Below are 19,176 nucleotides of genomic sequence, written 5' to 3'. Positions count from 1 at the left end.
TTTCTCTGGAATAATTGACTCTTCTGGGATAGATTAATAAAGCTAGGATTAAAACTCAAGCAAGATTGGAGGTGTTTTATGATGCTCGAGAAGGTTTATTGTGCAGATGTAAAGCCTAAAATGGAAGGGGAAAGGGTAAGACTTGCCGGATGGGTCTATAGGAAGAGAGAAGTGGGTAAAAAAGTTTTCATAGTTCTTAGAGATTCAAGCGGTATAATTCAGACGGTCTTCACAAAAGAACTTAGCGAAGAGGCCTATACTAAGGCAAAGCAGGTTGGAATAGAGTCAAGTGTAATAATTGAGGGAACCGTTAAGGTTGACCCAAGGGCTCCAACGGGAGTGGAGATTCAGGCGGATAAGATAGAGATCATCCAGAACGTTGAGTTCTTCCCAATAACAAAGGATGCAAGCGACGAGTTTTTGCTTGATGTGAGGCATCTCCACCTTCACTCCCCCAAGGTAGCCGATATCATGAAAGTTAAAGGGACTTTAATGCAGGCAGCGAGAGAGTGGCTTCTCCAAGACGGATGGTATGAAGTGTTTCCTCCAATCCTGGTCACTGGAGCAGTTGAAGGTGGTTCAACTCTCTTCAAGCTGAAATACTTTGATAGAGAAGCCTACCTCAGCCAATCAGCCCAGCTTTATCTTGAGGCAGCAATATTTGGACTAGAGAAAGTGTGGAGCTTAACTCCAAGCTTCAGAGCCGAGAAGAGCAGAACAAGAAGACACCTCACTGAATACTGGCACCTTGAGCTTGAGGCAGCATGGATGGATTTATGGGACATAATGAAGGTGGAGGAGGAGCTGGTAAGCTATATGGTGCAACGCACCCTTGAGCTTAGAAGAAAGGAGATCGAAAGGTTTAGAGAAGATTTAACAACGCTCAAGAACACAGAGCCTCCTTTCCCCAGGATAAGCTACGATGAAGCCATAGACATACTGCAAAGTAAAGGAGTCGAGATAGAATGGGGCGAGGATATGGGTGCCGATGAGGAGAGGGTTTTAACACAAGAGTTCGACAGACCGTTCTTCGTTTACGGATATCCAAAGCACATTAAAGCGTTTTATATGAAAGAAGACCCCGAAGACCCAAGGAAGGCTTTAGCAGCAGACATGCTCGCTCCTGAAGGATACGGTGAGATCATCGGTGGGAGCCAGAGAGAAGACGACTACAACAAACTCGTGCAGAGAATACTTGAAGAAGGGATGGATCCAAAGAACTATGAGTGGTACCTTGATCTTAGGAAGTACGGTTCAGTTCCGCACAGCGGTTTTGGACTTGGGTTGGAGAGGCTTGTTACATGGGTGCTGAAGCTCGATCACATTAGATGGGCCACTTTATTCCCAAGAACGCCTTCAAGGATTTATCCCTAAAGACCTTTTTCCCTTTAAATTTTCAAAAACCGTAAGATTTATAAATGCGATCGAGCCCAATAAAGTCCGAGGGCCCGTAGCCTAGCAGGATAGGGCGCCGGCCTTCTAAGCCGGAGGTCCCGGGTTCGAATCCCGGCGGGCCCGCCATAAATTCTTTGAGAGAATAATTTTGCACCATAATTCTCCTTAAACTTCAATCTCATGAGCCACATGGCAGTGATGATCATAAGGTCTCCCCAGCTGAATATGATGAGCTGGACCCGTGACTGAGCCTCTCTTTTTAAATAAAAGGTATTAAAAAGTAAAAACTTCTCGCGTACTAAGACCTTAAATCTCCATTAAAATCCTCCCCAAAAGCTCGACAAGCCTCTCTGCGCTCTCCTTAAGCTCATCGCTCATCTCAACAAAAAGTCCCGTCTGCTTTGGCTGCGCCCCTATGAGGATGAACTTTGCCTTTGTGTTCTGCTTTAAGTAGCCAACAAGAAGCTTTAAGGGCATCTTGTGAGTTGAAAAAGCTTCTCCCAGCGTGCCCTCTGGATCGGCCAAAACTATCTCGCCCGGCTTTCCTTCAAAGTGCACCGCATCTATAAAAACCACATGGGATGGGTTTTCCCTTATTATCTTCCCGGCATAGCTTTCGGGCATTTCACCGCAGTTCAAAAACACCACCTTGGGGTTTGAAACTTTTTCTTTCAATCTCTCCACAACGTAAACTCCAAAAGCATCGTCTCCCCTGACATCATTTCCGATGCCACATATCACAACCTTTCTTGCCCCTTTAAAAAACTCTTCCATGGTTCTCACCAAAAATTGAAATTAAAGAGAATCCGCAATTTTTTCAATCTTTTTAGCAAATTCCGTATTCAAGAGCTCTTCTACGTTGCCTATCTTTTCGTCGAGGTCTCTGTAGAGCGGAATGCCAACAAGATAGGGCACGTTGAACTCCTTTGCAAGAGTCTCAATCTCCTTTTCCTCATCGAGCTTCATGTTTTCCACTATACCAATTATTTTAAGGTTCTGCTCTTTCAAGAGCTCAAGGAGCTTTCTAACAACGTTGACAGCGAGCTTTGAAGGAGTAGCAACAACCAAGAACTCACCTCTTTTGAGGAACCTTAAAACATCCAGAAATTGGTCTCCCATTCCCGGGGGCATGTCAATTATGAGGAAATCGAGCTCGTCCCACCTTGTTATGGCCAAGAGCTCTATTAAAGCGTCGCTTATTTCCATTCCCCTCAAAGGGGTGGGCTTATCCTCTGAGTAATATACGATGCTCATGAACTTAATTCCATGGACTTCGGGAGGAACAACGCCTTTATCCTCTTCGGGAAATTCCTTGGGCTCAAAGCCAAGGATTACGTGATCACTCGCCCCGTGGAAGTCCAGATCGAGAAGACCAACTTTATAACCTTCCTTTGCCAGAACTAAGGCTAGGATAGTGGAGACCATTGATTTTCCCACTCCTCCCTTGCCGCTCACTACGGGGATAATTCTCGTGACGTTTTCGAGTCTAGCCTCAACTGCCTTTATCCTTGGGTCGATCACTCCTCATCACCCTCAACCTTTATTGCAGCCAAATAAACCCCTCTCCCCTTTGTAACCTCAAAGTCTCTGCTTCCACATCTTGGGCAGGCTAAAAAGGCATGAACAACTTCCGGAATGAAGTGAATGTCTTCTTTTATTCTCTCATCGAAACCTTCTTTGACATCCTTAAGCTTCCATTCGTTTCCACAGTTTCTGCACTTAAATTCCGCCTCCTCAACCACGAACTCAATCTCTGCTTCCTCTGCAATAGTTCCCTTCTTTATTTCGTTGATAGCAAACTCAAGTATCTCCTGATTAACATCCTGCAGTTCTCCGAGAACAATCCTCAATCCGAGTACTTTTTCTTTTCCGTGCTGCCTTGCAAATTCAATTGCAGTCCTAACTATACCATCAGCAAGCGCCCATTCGTGCATGATCTCCACCAGAGAAGTCTAAGCGAGGAAGTTTATAAATGGTGATGTTTTGAACAAAAGGTGGTAAAAAGAAAAGGACTAGTGCCACGTAACGGTTTTGTGCCTAACCTTTCCAGCGAGGGCATCTTTTAGTGCCTGTTCCATAATCTCCAAGCCTTTTTCAGCAATTTCCTTTGTTATCACAAGCGGTGGCGTTATTCTTATGACGTTTCCAAACATCCCATAGCTTGGTAAGATTAGACCAAGCTCAAAGGCTCTCCAGCAGATCTTTCCAGTCAAATCTGGATCGGGAATCTTTGTGTTTGGTTTTACTATTTCCGCACCTATCATCAGGCCTTTACCCCTGACATCCCCAATGACGTCGTATTTTTCTTTCATCTCAAACAAGCGTTTCTTTATGAAGTCTCCAATCTTCAGAGCGTTCTCAAGGAGATTTTCCTCTTCTACTATCTTGAGGGTTGCATATGCAGCCGCTGAAATAACAGGGTTAGCGGCTGGTGTAAGCAAAGCAGACCCACTGGTCATCTCCATGAGTTCGGCTTTTCCAATTACTCCACTGAGGCCCATTCCACTTGCTACACCTTTTCCAAAGGATATGAAGTCTGGCTCAACACCAAACCACTCGCTTGCAAACCATTTTCCAGTTCTTCCAATACCTGTCTGTACTTCATCCATTGCTAAAAGGATTCTATACTCCTCTAGTACTTTTTTGAGCTCTTTGAAGAAGTTTTCTGGGGGCACAACTATTCCAGCGTCTCCTTGTATCGGCTCTGCTAAAAGAACGCTTACCTCATCCGGAGGAACAACATGGGCAAAGACATAATTCTCTAGATAGTCCAAAAAGGCGTTTATCAGCTCATCAGGTTCTTCATAGCCGTCTATTCTCCATGGGTTTCTGTAAGGGTTGGGGTATGGAATCCAGACTACATTTGGAACTAAAGGCGAAAACCCTCTCTTCTGTGAGCTTTGAAATGCAGCTACGGAAGTTGCTCCATAGGTCTGTCCGTGATAAGCCCCAATGAACGCAACTATCCACGGCTTTCTTGTGGCGAAACGGGCAACTTTCATGAGCAAGTCGATGGAATCGCTCCCACTTAACCCAAAGAGGATTTTTGGACTTTTTATGGGGGCCTTCTCGGCCAAAATTTCAGCAACTTCTATCGCCCTTTTGCTGTAGGTGTAGCCGATCATCGAGTGCTGTATCTTTGCCACCTGCTCTTGTACTTCTTTAACCAACTTGGGATGAGCATAACCGGTGGAAGCTGCGGCGGCTCCGGCAAGAAAGTCTATGAAAACATTGCCATCTACATCCTCAATAAGCGCCCCATATCCTCTTTCCGGGACAAGAGGGAAAAGCTTAACTCCCAGACCCTGAGATATTACCTTTTTCTCTCTTTCCACAAGCTCTTTGGCTTTTGGTCCCGGAGGGGCAACAACTAGTTTTGGATATTCCATCTAGATCACCTCTAATAAAAACGATAAAAGTTGAAAAAATGGGAAGAAATCATGGGTTTGCAGAGACAAACTCGTCGGTGTACCTTTTGATAACCGTTGCTAGGAGTATAAGTCCAACAAGGTTTGGTATTGCCATAAGTCCGTTCATCATGTCTGAGAATGTCCATACGTTTTCAAGGGCTGTTGTGGCCCCTATGTAAAGGAAGACCACAAAGAGCAGGTTGTAGATCAAGTGAAGCTTTGGATATAGCTTTGCGAACTTCTCTGGGTCTCCTTCAATCCACTTTGCAAGGTACATAATGTTCTGCCTGCCGTAGAAGGACCATGCAAGCACTGTAGAGTACGCGAAGAGGATAACACCTATAACCACCATGACTTCACCTATGTGTCCAAATGCCCTTGCGAAAGCTTCTTGGGTTAGAGGAGTGCTTGTCTTTCCGGTTTCCCATGCCCCTGTTGCTACAATTGAGATACCTGTTAATGAACAGATAATGAGTGTGTCAATGAACGGACCGAGCATTGCTACGTGAGCCTGCCTTGATGGGTGATCTGTCCTTGCTGCAGCGTGGGCAAGTGTAGCAGTTCCAAGACCGGCCTCGTTTGAGAACAAACCTCTAGCTACTCCCCATCTTATCACTGTACCAACTGCACCACCGGCAACTGCCTGTCCAGTGAATGCGTCTTTGAATATAAGAGCTATTGCAGATGGTAGCTGACCGGCGTACTTGATCCAAACTCCAATAGCAAAGATGAAGTAGATTATTGCCATAAATGGAACTAGACCTTCTGCAACCTCTCCAATTCTCTTAATTCCACCGACGATAACTATGAAGGTTATGAACGCGAAGAAGATTCCAGTTATCCATGTTGGAACGTTGAATGCCTGCTTCATTCCCAATGCTAGAGAGTTTGCCTGCGTCATGTTTCCAATTCCAAATGCTGAAATTGCCGCAAATAGGGCGAATAATATTGCGAGGGTTTTGCCAAGGGTTGGAAGTGAGCGCCCTGTTAGTAAGTATATTGCTAGTATGAGGAAGAGAATTGCTATTATAATAGCGAGTATCATTAAACCTCCGCTTAGCTTCGTTGCTTCAAACCCTATGAAGATTGCGAAGAGGATTATGAACAGCCCAGCTATTGTTCTGAAAGTTGGTGAGATTTCTTCCTCCGCTAATCCTCTCTCTAAGAAGTTGAAGGTTCCACCTATCATTGTCCCATCTGGTAGCTTGCTCCTAAAGGCAACTCCCAAAAGTCCTTCCGAATATCTAGTTGCCATTCCAACGAGAGCTGTGACCCACATCCAGAACAGTGCACCTGGCCCTCCAGCAGCTATTGCGGTTGCTACACCTGCTATATTTCCTATACCAACAGTTCCAGCAATGGTTGCCATTAAAGCCTGGAATGGGGTAATATCACCTTCACCCTGCTTCTTTCTTCCCTCAAAGAGGGTGAACCTTATAGACCACCCCAGTCTGCGGAACTGTATGCCCCCTAGGTATATTGTTAGCAACAACCCTGTACCCACAAGTAAAATCATTATTGGGGGGCCCCAAACCATGCCATCAAGCCAGTTTATAAAGTCCATTATGGCACTCATCTTAGCACCTCCAAAGAGTACTGCATAGTGCACTATGGCATTAAGATTAACGTCAAAGAATTATTTAAAACTTTCTAGCACATTTATGAACCTCAATGAAATAAAATCAAGAGAGAGGGCATTACCGATGAATAGATTTTCAGAATTTTATGGGGCTAAATGAAATATCACCAGAACTTTCCATGCTCTTCTCTTGGAATTGGACACAAAACTATTCTTCTCGCCCACAAACAATCTCCGCAGCTTGGTACGTTTCCCCAGCAGTCCATTTTTGAGCCCTTGGCATAATCACAAGCCTCCACAACGGGACAGTCTGTGCAAGAGGGGTAGAGGGAATTCCTAACACTAAATCTAAACCATGTATATTCTCTGCTCGTCCATATTTCTTTCAGAGACTTTTCTTTCACATTGCCAAAGGAATATGCCTCCACCTTTTTCTGCCTTCCGAAAATGTACTCTGGATATGTATGAAGGAAGCGATAACAAGGTGCAACTTCTCCATCCCATCTAACCACGGCGACATTATTTTCAACAAAATCGCAGTGTCGTTCACTCCTAAGTCTAAACTCCGCTATTTTAACTGGAAATCCACGGTATATCTGGGGATAAAGCTCGGAAAGTGCATCGCCTATATCGACGCTTCCGTCGTAAATTATCATCTCAGCATGCTCCGCTGTAATCGGCATTAGGTTTGAGAAAAGCAGGGCATCTATGTTAAACCTAGAGAGATACTTCACAAGCTCGGCCATTTGAGTGTAGTTCTCTTTTGTTAAGACCACTTCAACTCCCACATGTGGAATTTCTGTATTTTCTCTTTTCTTTATTTCAGCAAACTTTTTGAGACGTTCAACGGTCACACTAGGCATTATATGGCCCAATCTTGTTGGCTGTGTTGGGATTGCATCTAGTGAAATGTATATCAAATCAACTCTGAGCTTCACAAGCTCTTCAATCAGCTTGTCTGTAAGAAGAAAACCGTTTGTTGAAATACCAACTGCGTATCCCCTCCTTTTTACCTCCTTTACCATATCCATAAAACGGGGATGCACAAGGGGCTCGCCAATACCGCCAAAGTAAATCATCTTTAAGTTGGGAAACTCCTCTGCATCATTTAGAATTTTCAAGAAAAGGTCATAATCCATGTCCCCTTCTTCATCCTCCCAGTACTGCTTAAAGCACATCTCACATCTTAGATTACAGCGGTTCGTTATTTCAATGTAGAGGTACTTCATATCCGGGACTTCGGGGAGGAGAATCTTAGCGTTGTCCCAATGGAACTCATGCATCTAACCGCCTCCCACTGGAGGAAAGATGCTTACCACGTCTTCGTCCTTGAGTTTGGTGTTAAGCTTCTCCAAATGTTCAATGTTCTTCCCATTAACCAAAATAACGACTCCCTTCTCTAGCTCTTTCTTCATTCTAGGGTATTCACTGTATAACTTTTCTAAGAGCTCTCCTACTGTGTCAGCCTGAACTTCGAGCTCACTCTTCCCAACAATGTTCCTGAGTGTAGCAAAAACCCTCACCTTGACCATCTTCATCACCCAAAAATAAATAATGGAAGAAAAGTTAATAATACTTATCCAAACCAAGCTCCTTAAGCTTCTCCTCAGTTGGATATCCCTTCTCGTCCCAGCCTCTGAGCTTGTAGTACTTTGGAAGGATTTCGTGGAGCTTTACTACGTGTCCTTTGTTAGGTCCTTCAGGCATTGGCTCTTCTAAGAACCTCTTTGGAAGTGTATCATCTTTTTCTGGGACTAAGCCGGCTTTGAGGTTGAAGATTCTTTCAATGTTCCATACCCTCTCTCCCGCCTTGAGCCACTCATCGGTTGTATACTCAAAGCCTGTTGCAGCGTTTAGCATGTCTCTGTAGTCATCGGCACCAAGTGCAAAGCTTGTGAAGAGGCACAGTCCAGCGGAGTCAATTACTGCGGTTAGGTCTTGGAATATCTTAACCCATTTAGCTTTCTCCTCACTTACATCATGGGGATCAAGCTTCACTGGCACGCCAAGGATCTCTGGGCTTATCATGTACCCTCTAACGTGGCATCCGCCTCTGTTTGATGTGGCGTAAGTGACACCATGTCCTTCTGCTCCTCTTGGATCATAAGCAGGAATCTCCTGCTTCTTAACGCTCATTGAGTATTCTGGATGTCCATAGCTTTCAGCTAAACGGTAGCTTCCCTCAGCTAATTTATCACCAAAGCCTTCCCTCTTCGCGATCTTCTCAATGTAGTAGTGGAGCACTTCACTGTTTCCAAATCTAAGCGGTGGCGCATCTCCAAGTTCTTCCTGCTTTATGAGGCCCTTCTCATAAAGCTCCATCGCCGCTGCAAGTGTTCCACCGGTTGAGATAGTGTCAAGGCCAAATTCATCACAGAGGTGGTTTGCTATCACTATGCTGCCCAAGTCGTTTATACCGCATGTGGCTCCAAGCGCCCATGTACTCTCATACTCGGGCCCTTCAGTAATCCCTATAGCTGGGTGATATGAGACCCTTCCACATCCAATTGGACATGCAAAGCACGGGTGGTTTCTTACTAAGTACTTAGCGGCCAAAGCTTCACCGCTCTGCTCATATGCATATGGGAATACTCCAGTCTGGAAGTTGTATGTTGGATAAAGACCATTTTCATTTATTATGTTCACCAAGACTGCGGTTCCATACTGTGGAAGTCCTCCGCCTGTAATTGGGTTCTCTTTTATCTTCTTTATCTTCTCCTTAACCACACTCATGAACTTCTCTTTATCGGCAAGCTCTACTTGCTTTGTTCCTCTAACCACAATTGCCTTCAAGTTCTTGCTTCCCATCACTGCCCCTACACCACTCCTTCCGGCAGCTCTGTGTTTGTCGTTGATTATGTTTGCAAATCTGACAAGGTTTTCTCCAGCGGGGCCAATACATGCAACCCTCGCTTTCTTGTCCCCAAACTCCTCTAGGAGCTTATCGGTTGTCTCCCCAACTCTCTTACCCCAAAGATGGGAGGCGTCTTTAATTTCTACATCCTCATCTTTTATGCTTATGTAAACTGGGTGGTCTGCCTTTCCTTCAACAATCAGAAAATCATAACCTGCAAACTTGAGCTCTGGTCCAAAGAAGCCACCAGAATTACTTGAAGCTATAAAGCCTGTTAGTGGGGACTTTGTAACTACCATATATCTACCGCCGGTTGGGGCAGTCGTTCCTGTTAATGGGCCGGTAGCAAAGATCAATTTATTTTCAGGACTGAAGGGATCTACTTTTGGATCGATTTCCTCCAAGAGAAGCTTTGTTGCAAGACCTCTACCACCAATGAACTCCTTTGCGTCTTCTTCCTTCAGCTCTTCCACTTTTATTTCTCCCGTTGTTAAGTTAACTCTCAATATTTTTCCCATATACCCAAACATAAAGCAACACCCCAAACAAATATCAACATATAATTATGCATTTCAAATTATAAAATTTGACGAAAATAAAACAATTTGCAGAAAAGAAAGATGTTAAACAGCAATGTTCACATAGGAACACTATGTTGAATACAAATTCATCAATGTATATAAGTGTTCACAAGTATTTTTATGGAATCTCTCTTTTTTGCACTAAATAAACCGTAGTAAACACCCTAATATGTGTTATCAATGCCAGTATGATAAAAATCAGCCCTATTTTTCCAATTAAACAAAAAATCATCGTTAAGAATATTCTTTCATCCCTCTTTCCGAGAAGATATTTCATTTGAGGAACTGCTTTATATATGTCAACAAAATACTCTCCTTTATAACGCTCTGTTGAGTAGCTTACCATAGCAGAGCCAAAGATAGCCAAGGAAACCACCACCCACTCCCATAAGTTTGGGTTTAAATAGAGAGCAAGTGCCAGTAACACGGAAAAGTCAACGTATCTATCTAGGATGGAATCAAAATATCCTCCAAACTTGCTTGTTTTCATTGCAGCTCTTGCTATCTCTCCATCAACCCCATCGAGAATTGAATTTAACTGGTACAGCAGACCACCAATAGGAGGGTTAATGAAAGCCATAACAGCTGCAGTTATACCAACCACAAAGGAAAATAGTGTCATGTGGATTGGCTCAACATAATCCACGAGAATTTCACTGATCTTTGGGGATATCCTTCTGTTTAAATATCTCGCTACGAAGCCATCTCCACTGCCTTTTATGGCGTTCTTTATTAAGAACCTCTTGGCTTTTTTAATATCTTCTGGTGTATCAACATCCATCCAAAAAAGTCCGCTTACTTCAAATACTTCCAACCCGGCCTCTTTAACGATTTCAGCTAGTTCAAGTTCCTCTTTTTCTTTGACCAGCTTTTCTATTATCTCGAAGATATCCGGCTCTAGAACAAAAAATCCCGTATCTAAGGCATCATACTTCTCGAGATCTTTTCCAATATCTACTACCCTTCCATTTTCTATTTTCACCTTTGTCGCTTCATCTATGTTTGTGAATTTTCCTTCTCTATCAACTACAAGCCCCTTACCTTTCAGAGCTTTCCGTATAAAGGCCTCTTCATAAACGTGGTCGCTCATTACTACAACGAAACTGCCCGAAACATGCGAACGAGCGAGATATAAACTGTATCCATTTCCTCTTTCTGGGAACTCATTAACCACGAGTTGATATCTGAAATTATTTTTCTTCAAAAATTCCTCAAATGTTTCCCTGTATAGGGGATTGGTGATAATCACAAACTCATTAATGCCCTGCCCTTCGAGAGTCTTCATTGTTCTGTAAAGTATCTCTCTTCCGGCCACTTTTATTAGCCCTTTGGGAGTTTTCTTGCTAAGTTTTCCCATTCGAGTTCCAAGCCCAGCTGCCAGAATTACCGCTTTCATGTTTCATCCTTAGTATCTTTTTCTTGGTTTTCTAAAAAGTTTTAGTGTTTTCAAGCGAGTTTTTTGCGTTAAGATGTATGTCGAAAGAGTTAAAAACATCACTGAGATTAGATATACACAGGTGAACAAAGATGGCTGAGGAAATATTCCAAAACGAGACCATAAAACAAATTTTAGCCCACTATAGGAAGATATGGGCAATTGGACACGCTCAGAGCGTCCTTGGATGGGATATGGAAGTAAATATGCCCAAAATGGGGATAACTGAGAGGAGCACTGCACAGGGAGAACTTTCAGTTTTAGCCCACAGTTTTATGCTAGAGCCAAAGTTTGTCGAGCTAGTAGAAAAAGCAGCTGGAGAGGAGTTAAACGATTATGAGAAAGGAGTCGTTAGGGTACTGCAGAGGGAGATAAGAATAGCAAAGGCATTTCCACCAGAGTTCGTTAGGGAGCTAAGCGAAGTTAGAAGCAAAGCAACCATGGCATGGGCTGAAGCGAAGGAAAAGGATGACTTCAAGAAGTTCGAACCGTGGCTTGATAAGATAATAGAGCTTGCAAAGAAAGCAGCAGATTACCTCGGCTATGAAGAGTATCCATACGATGCCCTTCTTGACCTCTATGAGGAAGGACTAAGAACTAGGGACTTGGAACCAATATTTGAAAAACTAGAAAAAGAACTAAAGCCGATTCTGGATAAAATAATTGAAGAGGGCAAGGTTCCTAAAGAGCACCCTCTGGAGAAGGAGGAATACAATATCGAAGCAATGAAAAATGTCAATTTGAAAGTTCTTGAGCTTTTGGGGTATCCCTTGGGGACAAGAGGGCGTTTGGATGTGTCTCCTCATCCGTTCACCACAGAGTTCGGAATCCACGACGTGAGAATAACTACCAGATACGAGGGCTTTGATTTCAGAAGAACTCTCTTGGCTGTAGTTCATGAATTTGGTCACGCGCTCTATGAACTCCAAGTAGATGAGAGGCTCATGTTCTCTCCAATAGCCGGAGGCGTTTCTCTCGGGATCCACGAAAGCCAGAGTAGATTTTGGGAGAACATAATCGGAAGAAGCAGAGAATTTGCAGAGCTAATTTATCCAATCCTCAAGGAAAACCTTCCATTCATTTCAAAATACACGGAAGAGGACATCTATAACTACTTCAACATAGTTAGGCCAGACTTCATAAGAGTTGAGGCGGATGAGGTTACCTACAACCTGCACATCCTTTTGAGGTATAAGCTTGAGAAGCTCATGGTAAACGAAGAAGTCAAGGCTAAAGAACTCCCCGAACTCTGGAACGATGAGATAGAGAGGCTTCTTGGTATACGCCCAAGGAACTACAAAGAGGGAATTCTCCAAGATATTCACTGGGCTCATGGAACAGTCGGCTACTTCCCCACCTACAGCCTTGGAACACTCTTAGCAACGCAGATACGAAGATACATCCTTAAAGATATCCCAGACTTTTATGAGAAGGTCGCAAACGGAGAATTTGCACCGATAAGAGAATGGCTAAGGGAAAAAGTGCACAAATATGGAAGCATGTACCCACCAAAGGAACTCTTAGAGAAGAGCTTCGGAGAAGGCATAAATCCAGAATACTTCATAGAATACATAAAGGAAAAATATCTAAGATGATTTTTCGTTTTCCATTATTGGCTCCACCTCAATGGCAACAACTCCATATTTCTTTTCTTCCTCTTCACTGTAAAATTTTCTGTAGATTTTAACCCCCTCATCTATGCTTTTCACGTTTGGGAGGACTCTTTCCAGCCCTTCTTTCTCAAGCATCTCCTTGAACGAGTGATAGACTCTCAAACCCTTTACTTTTACTTTTAAACGCCCCTCAAAGATTATTATGTCCCCTGGCTTTATTCTTTTTCGTTTTTCATCGTATAGTCTTCCTTCGATCTTCTTTTTTCCCTCTTTTATCAGCCTCAAATACTTCTCCTGAAGCCCCATTTCCCATTCCATTCTACATCACCAGATATCTTAACAACATTGGGGTAACCCTTAAAGCTCTCGCAAGCAGACGTGGGTGCTTTACAAGGGCGGTTATTGTTTTCTTGTGGTCGTCAAAGTCTGCATAGTTCTCTATTACCTCTATTGCTTCCCTGCTTGAAAGAATCTCAAAGAGCTTCTCTATTCTCTCCTGGTCAAGAGCCTTGAAAAGTCTCCTGACTCTAAGTCCAAAGGCTATTTGCTTCTTTATATCCCCACAAAGCTTTTCGTACATGGCTAGATTACTTCTTCTGATAGAATACCTGAGGGCATGAGCACAGAGCATCCCGTATACAATACCTCCAGCCGTTAGAGGCTTTATCTGTAAGGCAGCATCCCCAACGAGTGCAATGTTTCCCTTCACCCATGGCTTTCTAAATCCAAAACCGACGTTTCCAGCTTTTATCTCAACCACTTGAGTTTCTTTGAGAAGCCTTAGCCTTAAAAATCTCATAAGAGCATCGTAACTTCCAAAAGTGCCCACTCTTGCTAGGGATTCATTTACCGGAGCAACCCACATGAAAAACTCCTCGTTAATGTCCTTATTTACCCACACCTCAACGAAATTTTTCCTCTTAAAGTCCCCCACCACATCAACTTCATAGCCACTCAAAAATTCTGCCTCTGTTTTTGCCCCAATCTCTTGGGCGGCTTTGCTTGACACTCCATCGGCTCCCACATAGAAATCAGCCTCTATCTCAAACCTTTCATTAAACCTCTGTACAAGAGCTTTTCCGTTTTTAAATCCCAAGAACTTGGTCCCCATGTAGTATTCGGCACCTTTTTTGATTGCTCTCTCGGCAAGAGCCTTTTCGAGAACTTTCCTATCAACCATATAAGCCTGTGGGGTTTTTCTCTTTATTTCAAAGCTCTGAATTCTAGAGTAAAATACCGCCCCACTAAACTCGTTGAGAATGGCTTCTCTGGGAAGGTTGAGCTTTTCATAATTTTCTGCCCCGATTATACCCGTGCACGCTTTACCTCCAAAAGAGGTCTTTGCTTCAATTAGTGCAACTTTAAACTCTCCCGCAAGAAGATTTGCAAGATAATTCCCGACTGCTCCTCCACCTATTATCACCACATCATACTTCATAAGCTTCACCGAAGAGTGTAACCTTTAAATCTTAATTAAACTTTAGCTTTTTGGTGATTCAAATGAAGGTTTTGGTTACGGGTTTTGAGCCCTTTGGAGGAGAGAAAATAAACCCCTCCTGGGAAGCTGTTAAGGGGCTCCCTGAGAAGATCGAAGATGCAGAGATAATAAAGCACCAGCTTCCAGTGAGCTTTAAGGGGGTTAAGGAAAAACTGCCCAAGATTATAGAAGATATCAGGCCGGATGTTGTAGTTCTCACAGGCCAAGCTGGTGGAAGAGTCAACATAACCGTGGAAAGGGTTGCGATAAACATCATGGACGCAAGGATGGAAGATAACGAAGGATACAAGCCAGAAGATGAGCCAATCTTTGAAGATGCCCCAGCGGCTTATTTCGCCACGATACCTATAAAGAGGATTGTAAAAGCTCTAAAGGAAAATAAAATTCCCGCTATGGTATCAAACTCCGCTGGGACTTATGTATGCAATACTGCCATGTACACAGCCCTGCACTATATCTCTACAAATGGATTAAATGCAAAAGCAGGCTTTATACATGTTCCATACATTCCAGAACAGGTTTTAGAAAAGCCACAGCCTTCGATGAGCCTTGAGATAATCAGAAAGGCAATAGAAATAGCAATAAAAGAAAGCATAAAGGCCTAGTAAGTCCTTGCAAATCTTGCTATGTACTTTGCTTCTTTTCCACAGTGGGCACACTTCTTCCCTTCAATCTTTGCAGTCTCTTCTGGGTAAGGTATTCCGAGCATGCTTGCGTCAAGGATTTCTTCCATCTCGACCCCACAGCTCTCTTCACCACACCATGGTAGCTCTACTACTCCTCTCCTGTCCTCAAAGAGCTGTTTCGCTTCTTCTATTGTATTTACTCTCTTTATGTGGCTCTCTAAGAACTCTCTTGCTCTTGCATAGAGGTTTTCCATTATTAAATCAAGAGTCTTTCTAACTTCCTCAACGATTTTTTCCCTCTCGACACTGAATTTTTCAAAGGTGTCTCTTCTTGCCAACACTGCCTTCTTTCCTTCAACATCCCTTGGCCCTACTTCAATCCTTAACGGGACTCCTTTAATTTCCCAGTCGTAGAACTTTCTTCCAGGTCTTATCTCCTCTCTATCATCCACATGAACTCTAATGCCAGCTGTCTTGAGCTCTTCAGCAATTTCCTTAGCATAAGCATTAACATCATACGGAGAATCCTTCATTGGGATCGGAACTATCACCACCTGAATTGGGGCTATTGTTGGGGGGAGCACAAGACCGTTGTCGTCCCCATGTACCGCCATGACCGCTGCAAGTAATCTCTCGCTCATTCCAAATGTAGTCTGGTGAACGTAGTCGTGGGTGCCGTCTTCTTTTTCATAGGTTATCTCGTATGCCTTTGCAAAGTTCTGCTTGTAGTTGTGCATTGTTCCAATTTGCAGAGTCCTTCCATCGGGCATTATAACCTCTGCACCAAGGGAATAGAATGCCCCTGGGAACTTATCCCAGTCAGGTCTCTTTGAAACGATGTAAGGTAAAGCGAGTTTCTTGGCAAGGTTGTCAAATATCTCCAAATCCTCTTTTATTTGTCTCTCAGCATCTTCAAAGCTATCATGAGCAGTGTGGGATTCAAAGAACCTACTTATTTCTCTTACTCTAATCAAAGGCCTTGTGTGCTTTGTCTCATATCTATAAACGTTGACTATCTGATAGACCTTAAACGGCAGATCTGCATGAGACCTTATCCAGAGGTTAAACATAGGATACATCGCAGTCTCGCTAGTTGGTCTCAAGATAAGCTTTATATCTAAAGGCTTCTCACCAGCTTGTGTTACCCACAAAACCTCTCCATGGAATCCCGCTATGTGTTCAGCCTCTTTTTCAAATTCTGTCTCTGGAATTAAAGCCGGAAAGAGCACCTCATCATGTCCAGTCCTTCTCATCTCCTCGTGGATGAAGTTTTCAATGTTTCTCATAATTCTCAATCCATAGGGCAACCATACGTTCATTCCCTTTACCGGGTATCTCTTATCCTGTATCCCAGCGAGTTCTATCATTTCATTGTACCATTCGCTGAACTCATTTGACCACCTTTCTCTCTTTACTTTTGGCTTCTTACTGGCATTATCCATAAGCTCACCACCTATCCCTTAAAAATGTCCAATGTTTTTTAATCTTTCGCAGATTTCTCAAAAAGTTTTATTAACATGTTTCGATGAAAGTTTTAGTGGTGAAAGAAATGAGACCAAAAGTTTTGGTTCTTTTTAACATGAAGAGTGAACCTCTAGAGCTCTTGAGGCAGTATTGCGACGTTGATGTATTAGTTTACCCAGAGAAGGAGAAAATACTTGAAATAATAGGCAGATACGACGGATTAATAGTCTCACCCTTAAATAGAGTAGATAAGGAGATAATTGAGAAAGGGGAGAACCTTAAGGTCATAAGCACCCACTCCGCTGGCTATGACCATATAGACATTGAAGCGGCAACTGAAAAAGGGATATACGTAACAAAGGTTAGCGGGGTTTTGAGTGAAGCCGTTGCAGAGTTTGCTGTTGGTTTGGCCATAGCCCTCCTGAGAAAAATCGCTTATTCAGACAAGTTCGTGAGAAGAGGCCTCTGGGACTCTCACAGGACGGTTTGGGGATGGTATAAAAAAGTGGAAACGGTTTATGGCAAAAAAGTTGGAATCGTTGGGATGGGTCCAATAGGCAAGGCCATAGCAAGAAGAATGAAAGCTCTTGGAACAGATATTTACTACTGGAGCAGAAGCAGAAAAGAGGATATAGAAAAGGAAGTAAACGCAAAATGGCTTCCACTTGATGAAGTCCTAAAGCAGAGCGACATAGTTATCCTCGCCCTACCCTCAACTCCCCAGACATACCACATAATAAATGAGGAAAGACTCAACCTCATGGATGGGAAGTATCTAATAAACATAGGAAGAGGGAGCCTAGTTGACGAAAAAGCCCTTGTTAAAGCCTTAAAGGAAGGAAAACTCAAGGGATTTGCTACTGACGTTTATGAAAAGGAGCCACTCCAGGAGAGTGAGCTCTTTGAAATGGAATGGGAGACCGTGCTTACTCCACACCACGCAGGACTGGCAAAGGAAGCTATGAGAGACATGGGTTTTCAAGCAGTAAATAACCTGCTATCGATTTTTAAGGGGGAGATTCCAGAAAACCTCGTAAATAAGGAAGTTCTTAAAGTAAGGCCAATAGAGGAGGTTAAGCTTCTCTAATCCTTACCTTTTAACTTTTAAGTTATAAGTTCTCATCAAAATGCAAAAAATAGATTAAAGGGCTACTCGCCCTTCAGAATATTAACGACTTTCTCAGCGACCTCTATGCCAGCTCTTTCTTGGGCTTCAACCGTAGATGCTCCTATGTGAGGAGTTAAAACTACATTGTCAAGCTTTGTCAAGGGGTGGTCCTTGGGAAGGGGCTCTTCCTCAAATACATCCAGTCCAGCTCCAGCGATCCATCCCTCTTGAAGCGCCTTTACTAAAGCGTTCGTATCCACAATTGGCCCTCTTGACGTGTTGATCAAGATTGCACTCGGCTTCATGAGCTTCAGTCTCTCCTCGTTAATGAGGTGGTAAGTGCTGTCCAAGAGGGGAACGTGAATGGTAACCACATCGCTGTTTTTCAACAGTTCCTCAAGCTCTACAAACTTTCCACCAACTTCTCTTGCTCTTTCCTCATTTTTGATAACGTCATATAGAAGGATTTCCATCCCAATGGCCTTTGCTATCTTTGCTACGGTATATCCTATCCTTCCAAATCCTATAACACCAAGGGTTTTTCCTTCAAGCTCAAAACCCATGCACTGCTTCTTAGCCCATACTCCTTCCCTCATCTTCCTGTCAGCGAAGGCTACTTTTCTGGCCACATTAAACATCAATGCGATAGCCAACTCGGCAACGCTTCTACTTGATGCAGCAGGAGCGTTAACGATCCTAATCCCTTTGCTCTTTGCGTATTCAACATCTATGTTGTCCAGACCAACGCCGGCTCTGGCTATGACCTTGAGATTAGGCGAAGCATCTATAATTTCTTTTGTTACCTTTGGCTTGCTTCTGACTATTATAGCACTGACATCTTTAACAAGTTCCTTGAGCTTTTCTTGATCAGGGTATTCCTCATAGACTACCTCTAACCCGGCGTTTTTCAAAATCTCAATTGCCTTTTCATGAAGAGGTGCGGCAACCAACACTTTCATTTTCAACCCCTCCTTTTTAGTGCCATAAGCAAAACCTGATCGGAGGCATCCTCCGCTCTATCGGCTATATCCCCAATCTTTGTTATAACCTTATCCCATATGATTTTTGCAAATGTTGTTATTTTTTCACTTTCAAAAACTTTTCTCAAAAGAGAATACTCGATTTTATCAGCCTCTTCCTCTGCTATTTCAGTCTTTTTTGCATATTCAATTGCCTCATCAACATCTGTGTTGAGCGCTTTAACGGCCTTTTCAAGGAGCTGATACGTTCTTAAAGAATAATCAAGAAGTTCCAAGATCTCTCCCTTTAGTTCTGAGGGGACTTTAGGTTTTGCCAGGATTAAAGAGTGGGCAGCACTTTCTGCTGCATCCGCAACACTATCCACGAGTTCAGATAACCGAGCGTAGTCACCCCTGTTAACGGGCAAAAAGGCACCTTGATAAAGCATCGTCTCTATTTCTCTCCTTAAATTGTCCGCTCCCCTCTCTAGCTCTTCAACTTCCTTCATTAGAACCTCTGCTCTCTCAACTTCTCCATTAAGATAAGCTTCCACGAGTTCTTTGAGCTTTACTATGGTGGAATTTACCGCTTCAAGATGCTTGTCAATCGTTGCAAAAACATTATTTTCCTTCCCTCCAAATATGGGCATAGTG

The 19,176-nt window shown here is 43.2% G+C and carries 18 protein-coding genes and 1 tRNA gene; 5 read left to right on the top strand and 14 right to left on the bottom strand.

Going from position 1 to position 19,176, the window contains the following annotated elements; genetic code table 11:
- Positions 1-81 precede the first annotated feature (81 nt).
- Complete coding sequence (gene asnS / locus ACZ5NL_RS00705) at positions 82-1,374, top strand: asparagine--tRNA ligase (RefSeq protein WP_464842417.1); 1,293 nt, start codon at positions 82-84, stop codon at positions 1,372-1,374.
- Positions 1,375-1,444: 70 nt separating this feature from the next.
- Positions 1,445-1,521 (top strand) — tRNA-Arg (locus ACZ5NL_RS00700).
- A gap of 180 nt (positions 1,522-1,701) precedes the next feature.
- On the opposite strand, the gene ACZ5NL_RS00695 is transcribed toward ACZ5NL_RS00700, so the two are convergent.
- From ACZ5NL_RS00695 to ACZ5NL_RS00655, 9 genes are all read right to left on the bottom strand, one after another.
- Positions 1,702-2,169, bottom strand: coding sequence for a hydrogenase 3 maturation endopeptidase HyCI (locus ACZ5NL_RS00695; RefSeq protein WP_464842415.1), 468 nt, complete (start codon positions 2,167-2,169; stop codon positions 1,702-1,704).
- A gap of 21 nt (positions 2,170-2,190) precedes the next feature.
- Entirely contained in the window at positions 2,191-2,916 is a 726-nt protein-coding gene (locus tag ACZ5NL_RS00690; RefSeq protein ID WP_464842414.1) for an Mrp/NBP35 family ATP-binding protein, read from the bottom strand.
- A complete protein-coding gene (gene hypA / locus ACZ5NL_RS00685; protein WP_464842412.1) occupies positions 2,913-3,329 on the bottom strand; it encodes a hydrogenase nickel incorporation protein HypA in 417 nt (138 codons plus the stop codon). Before hypA ends, ACZ5NL_RS00690 begins: the two co-directional genes overlap by 4 nt.
- A gap of 78 nt (positions 3,330-3,407) precedes the next feature.
- The gene (locus ACZ5NL_RS00680; protein WP_464842411.1) at positions 3,408-4,784 is read right to left on the bottom strand and encodes an acetyl ornithine aminotransferase family protein; all 1,377 of its coding nucleotides are present in this window, start codon (positions 4,782-4,784) and stop codon (positions 3,408-3,410) included.
- 49 nt (positions 4,785-4,833) lie between these two features.
- The gene (locus ACZ5NL_RS00675; RefSeq protein ID WP_464842409.1) at positions 4,834-6,381 is read right to left on the bottom strand and encodes an alanine/glycine:cation symporter family protein; all 1,548 of its coding nucleotides are present in this window, start codon (positions 6,379-6,381) and stop codon (positions 4,834-4,836) included.
- A 167-nt stretch (positions 6,382-6,548) separates the two neighbouring features.
- Entirely contained in the window at positions 6,549-7,667 is a 1,119-nt protein-coding gene (locus ACZ5NL_RS00670; protein WP_464842407.1) for a tungsten cofactor oxidoreductase radical SAM maturase, read from the bottom strand.
- Positions 7,668-7,916: a ubiquitin-like small modifier protein 1 gene (locus tag ACZ5NL_RS00665; protein WP_464843504.1), complete on the bottom strand. Its 249-nt coding sequence runs from the start codon at positions 7,914-7,916 to the stop codon at positions 7,668-7,670.
- A gap of 34 nt (positions 7,917-7,950) precedes the next feature.
- A complete protein-coding gene (locus ACZ5NL_RS00660) occupies positions 7,951-9,768 on the bottom strand; it encodes an aldehyde ferredoxin oxidoreductase family protein (RefSeq protein WP_464842405.1) in 1,818 nt (605 codons plus the stop codon).
- Between the two features lie 169 nt (positions 9,769-9,937).
- The gene (locus ACZ5NL_RS00655) at positions 9,938-11,215 is read right to left on the bottom strand and encodes a bifunctional L-myo-inositol-1-phosphate cytidylyltransferase/CDP-L-myo-inositol myo-inositolphosphotransferase (protein ID WP_464842404.1); all 1,278 of its coding nucleotides are present in this window, start codon (positions 11,213-11,215) and stop codon (positions 9,938-9,940) included.
- A 131-nt stretch (positions 11,216-11,346) separates the two neighbouring features.
- Between ACZ5NL_RS00655 and ACZ5NL_RS00650 the strand changes: the two genes are divergently transcribed.
- Positions 11,347-12,849: a carboxypeptidase M32 gene (locus ACZ5NL_RS00650; RefSeq protein WP_464842402.1), complete on the top strand. Its 1,503-nt coding sequence runs from the start codon at positions 11,347-11,349 to the stop codon at positions 12,847-12,849.
- On the opposite strand, the gene ACZ5NL_RS00645 is transcribed toward ACZ5NL_RS00650, so the two are convergent.
- Both ACZ5NL_RS00645 and ACZ5NL_RS00640 read right to left on the bottom strand, forming a co-directional pair.
- Positions 12,841-13,185 (bottom strand): ASCH domain-containing protein, encoded by a 345-nt coding sequence (locus ACZ5NL_RS00645; protein WP_464842401.1) that lies wholly within the window; start codon positions 13,183-13,185, stop codon positions 12,841-12,843. The two genes, ACZ5NL_RS00650 and ACZ5NL_RS00645, sit on opposite strands and share 9 nt — an antisense overlap.
- 1 nt (position 13,186) lies before the next feature.
- Positions 13,187-14,305, bottom strand: coding sequence for a geranylgeranyl reductase family protein (locus ACZ5NL_RS00640; protein WP_464843503.1), 1,119 nt, complete (start codon positions 14,303-14,305; stop codon positions 13,187-13,189).
- A gap of 62 nt (positions 14,306-14,367) precedes the next feature.
- On the opposite strand from ACZ5NL_RS00640, the gene pcp reads away from it, so the two are divergent.
- Positions 14,368-14,970: a pyroglutamyl-peptidase I gene (gene pcp, locus ACZ5NL_RS00635; protein ID WP_464843502.1), complete on the top strand. Its 603-nt coding sequence runs from the start codon at positions 14,368-14,370 to the stop codon at positions 14,968-14,970.
- Here the strand turns inward: pcp and proS are convergent.
- Positions 14,967-16,433, bottom strand: coding sequence for a proline--tRNA ligase (proS, locus tag ACZ5NL_RS00630; RefSeq protein WP_464842399.1), 1,467 nt, complete (start codon positions 16,431-16,433; stop codon positions 14,967-14,969). The two genes, pcp and proS, sit on opposite strands and share 4 nt — an antisense overlap.
- A gap of 107 nt (positions 16,434-16,540) precedes the next feature.
- On the opposite strand from proS, the gene ACZ5NL_RS00625 reads away from it, so the two are divergent.
- Positions 16,541-17,542 carry a 2-hydroxyacid dehydrogenase gene (locus tag ACZ5NL_RS00625; RefSeq protein WP_464842397.1) on the top strand — a complete coding sequence of 334 codons (1,002 nt, stop codon included), beginning with the start codon at positions 16,541-16,543 and terminating at the stop codon, positions 17,540-17,542.
- 62 nt (positions 17,543-17,604) lie between these two features.
- Here the strand turns inward: ACZ5NL_RS00625 and ACZ5NL_RS00620 are convergent, their stop codons facing one another.
- Positions 17,605-18,522 carry a D-2-hydroxyacid dehydrogenase gene (locus ACZ5NL_RS00620; protein ID WP_464842396.1) on the bottom strand — a complete coding sequence of 306 codons (918 nt, stop codon included), beginning with the start codon at positions 18,520-18,522 and terminating at the stop codon, positions 17,605-17,607.
- A 2-nt stretch (positions 18,523-18,524) separates the two neighbouring features.
- Positions 18,525-19,172 carry a TIGR00153 family protein gene (locus tag ACZ5NL_RS00615; protein WP_464842394.1) on the bottom strand — a complete coding sequence of 216 codons (648 nt, stop codon included), beginning with the start codon at positions 19,170-19,172 and terminating at the stop codon, positions 18,525-18,527.
- Positions 19,173-19,176 lie beyond the last annotated feature (4 nt).

The organism is Thermococcus aegaeus (assembly GCF_055393685.1).
The sequence above is the reverse complement of the archived record's forward strand: the minus strand, read 5'-3'. Positions and strand labels throughout refer to the sequence as shown.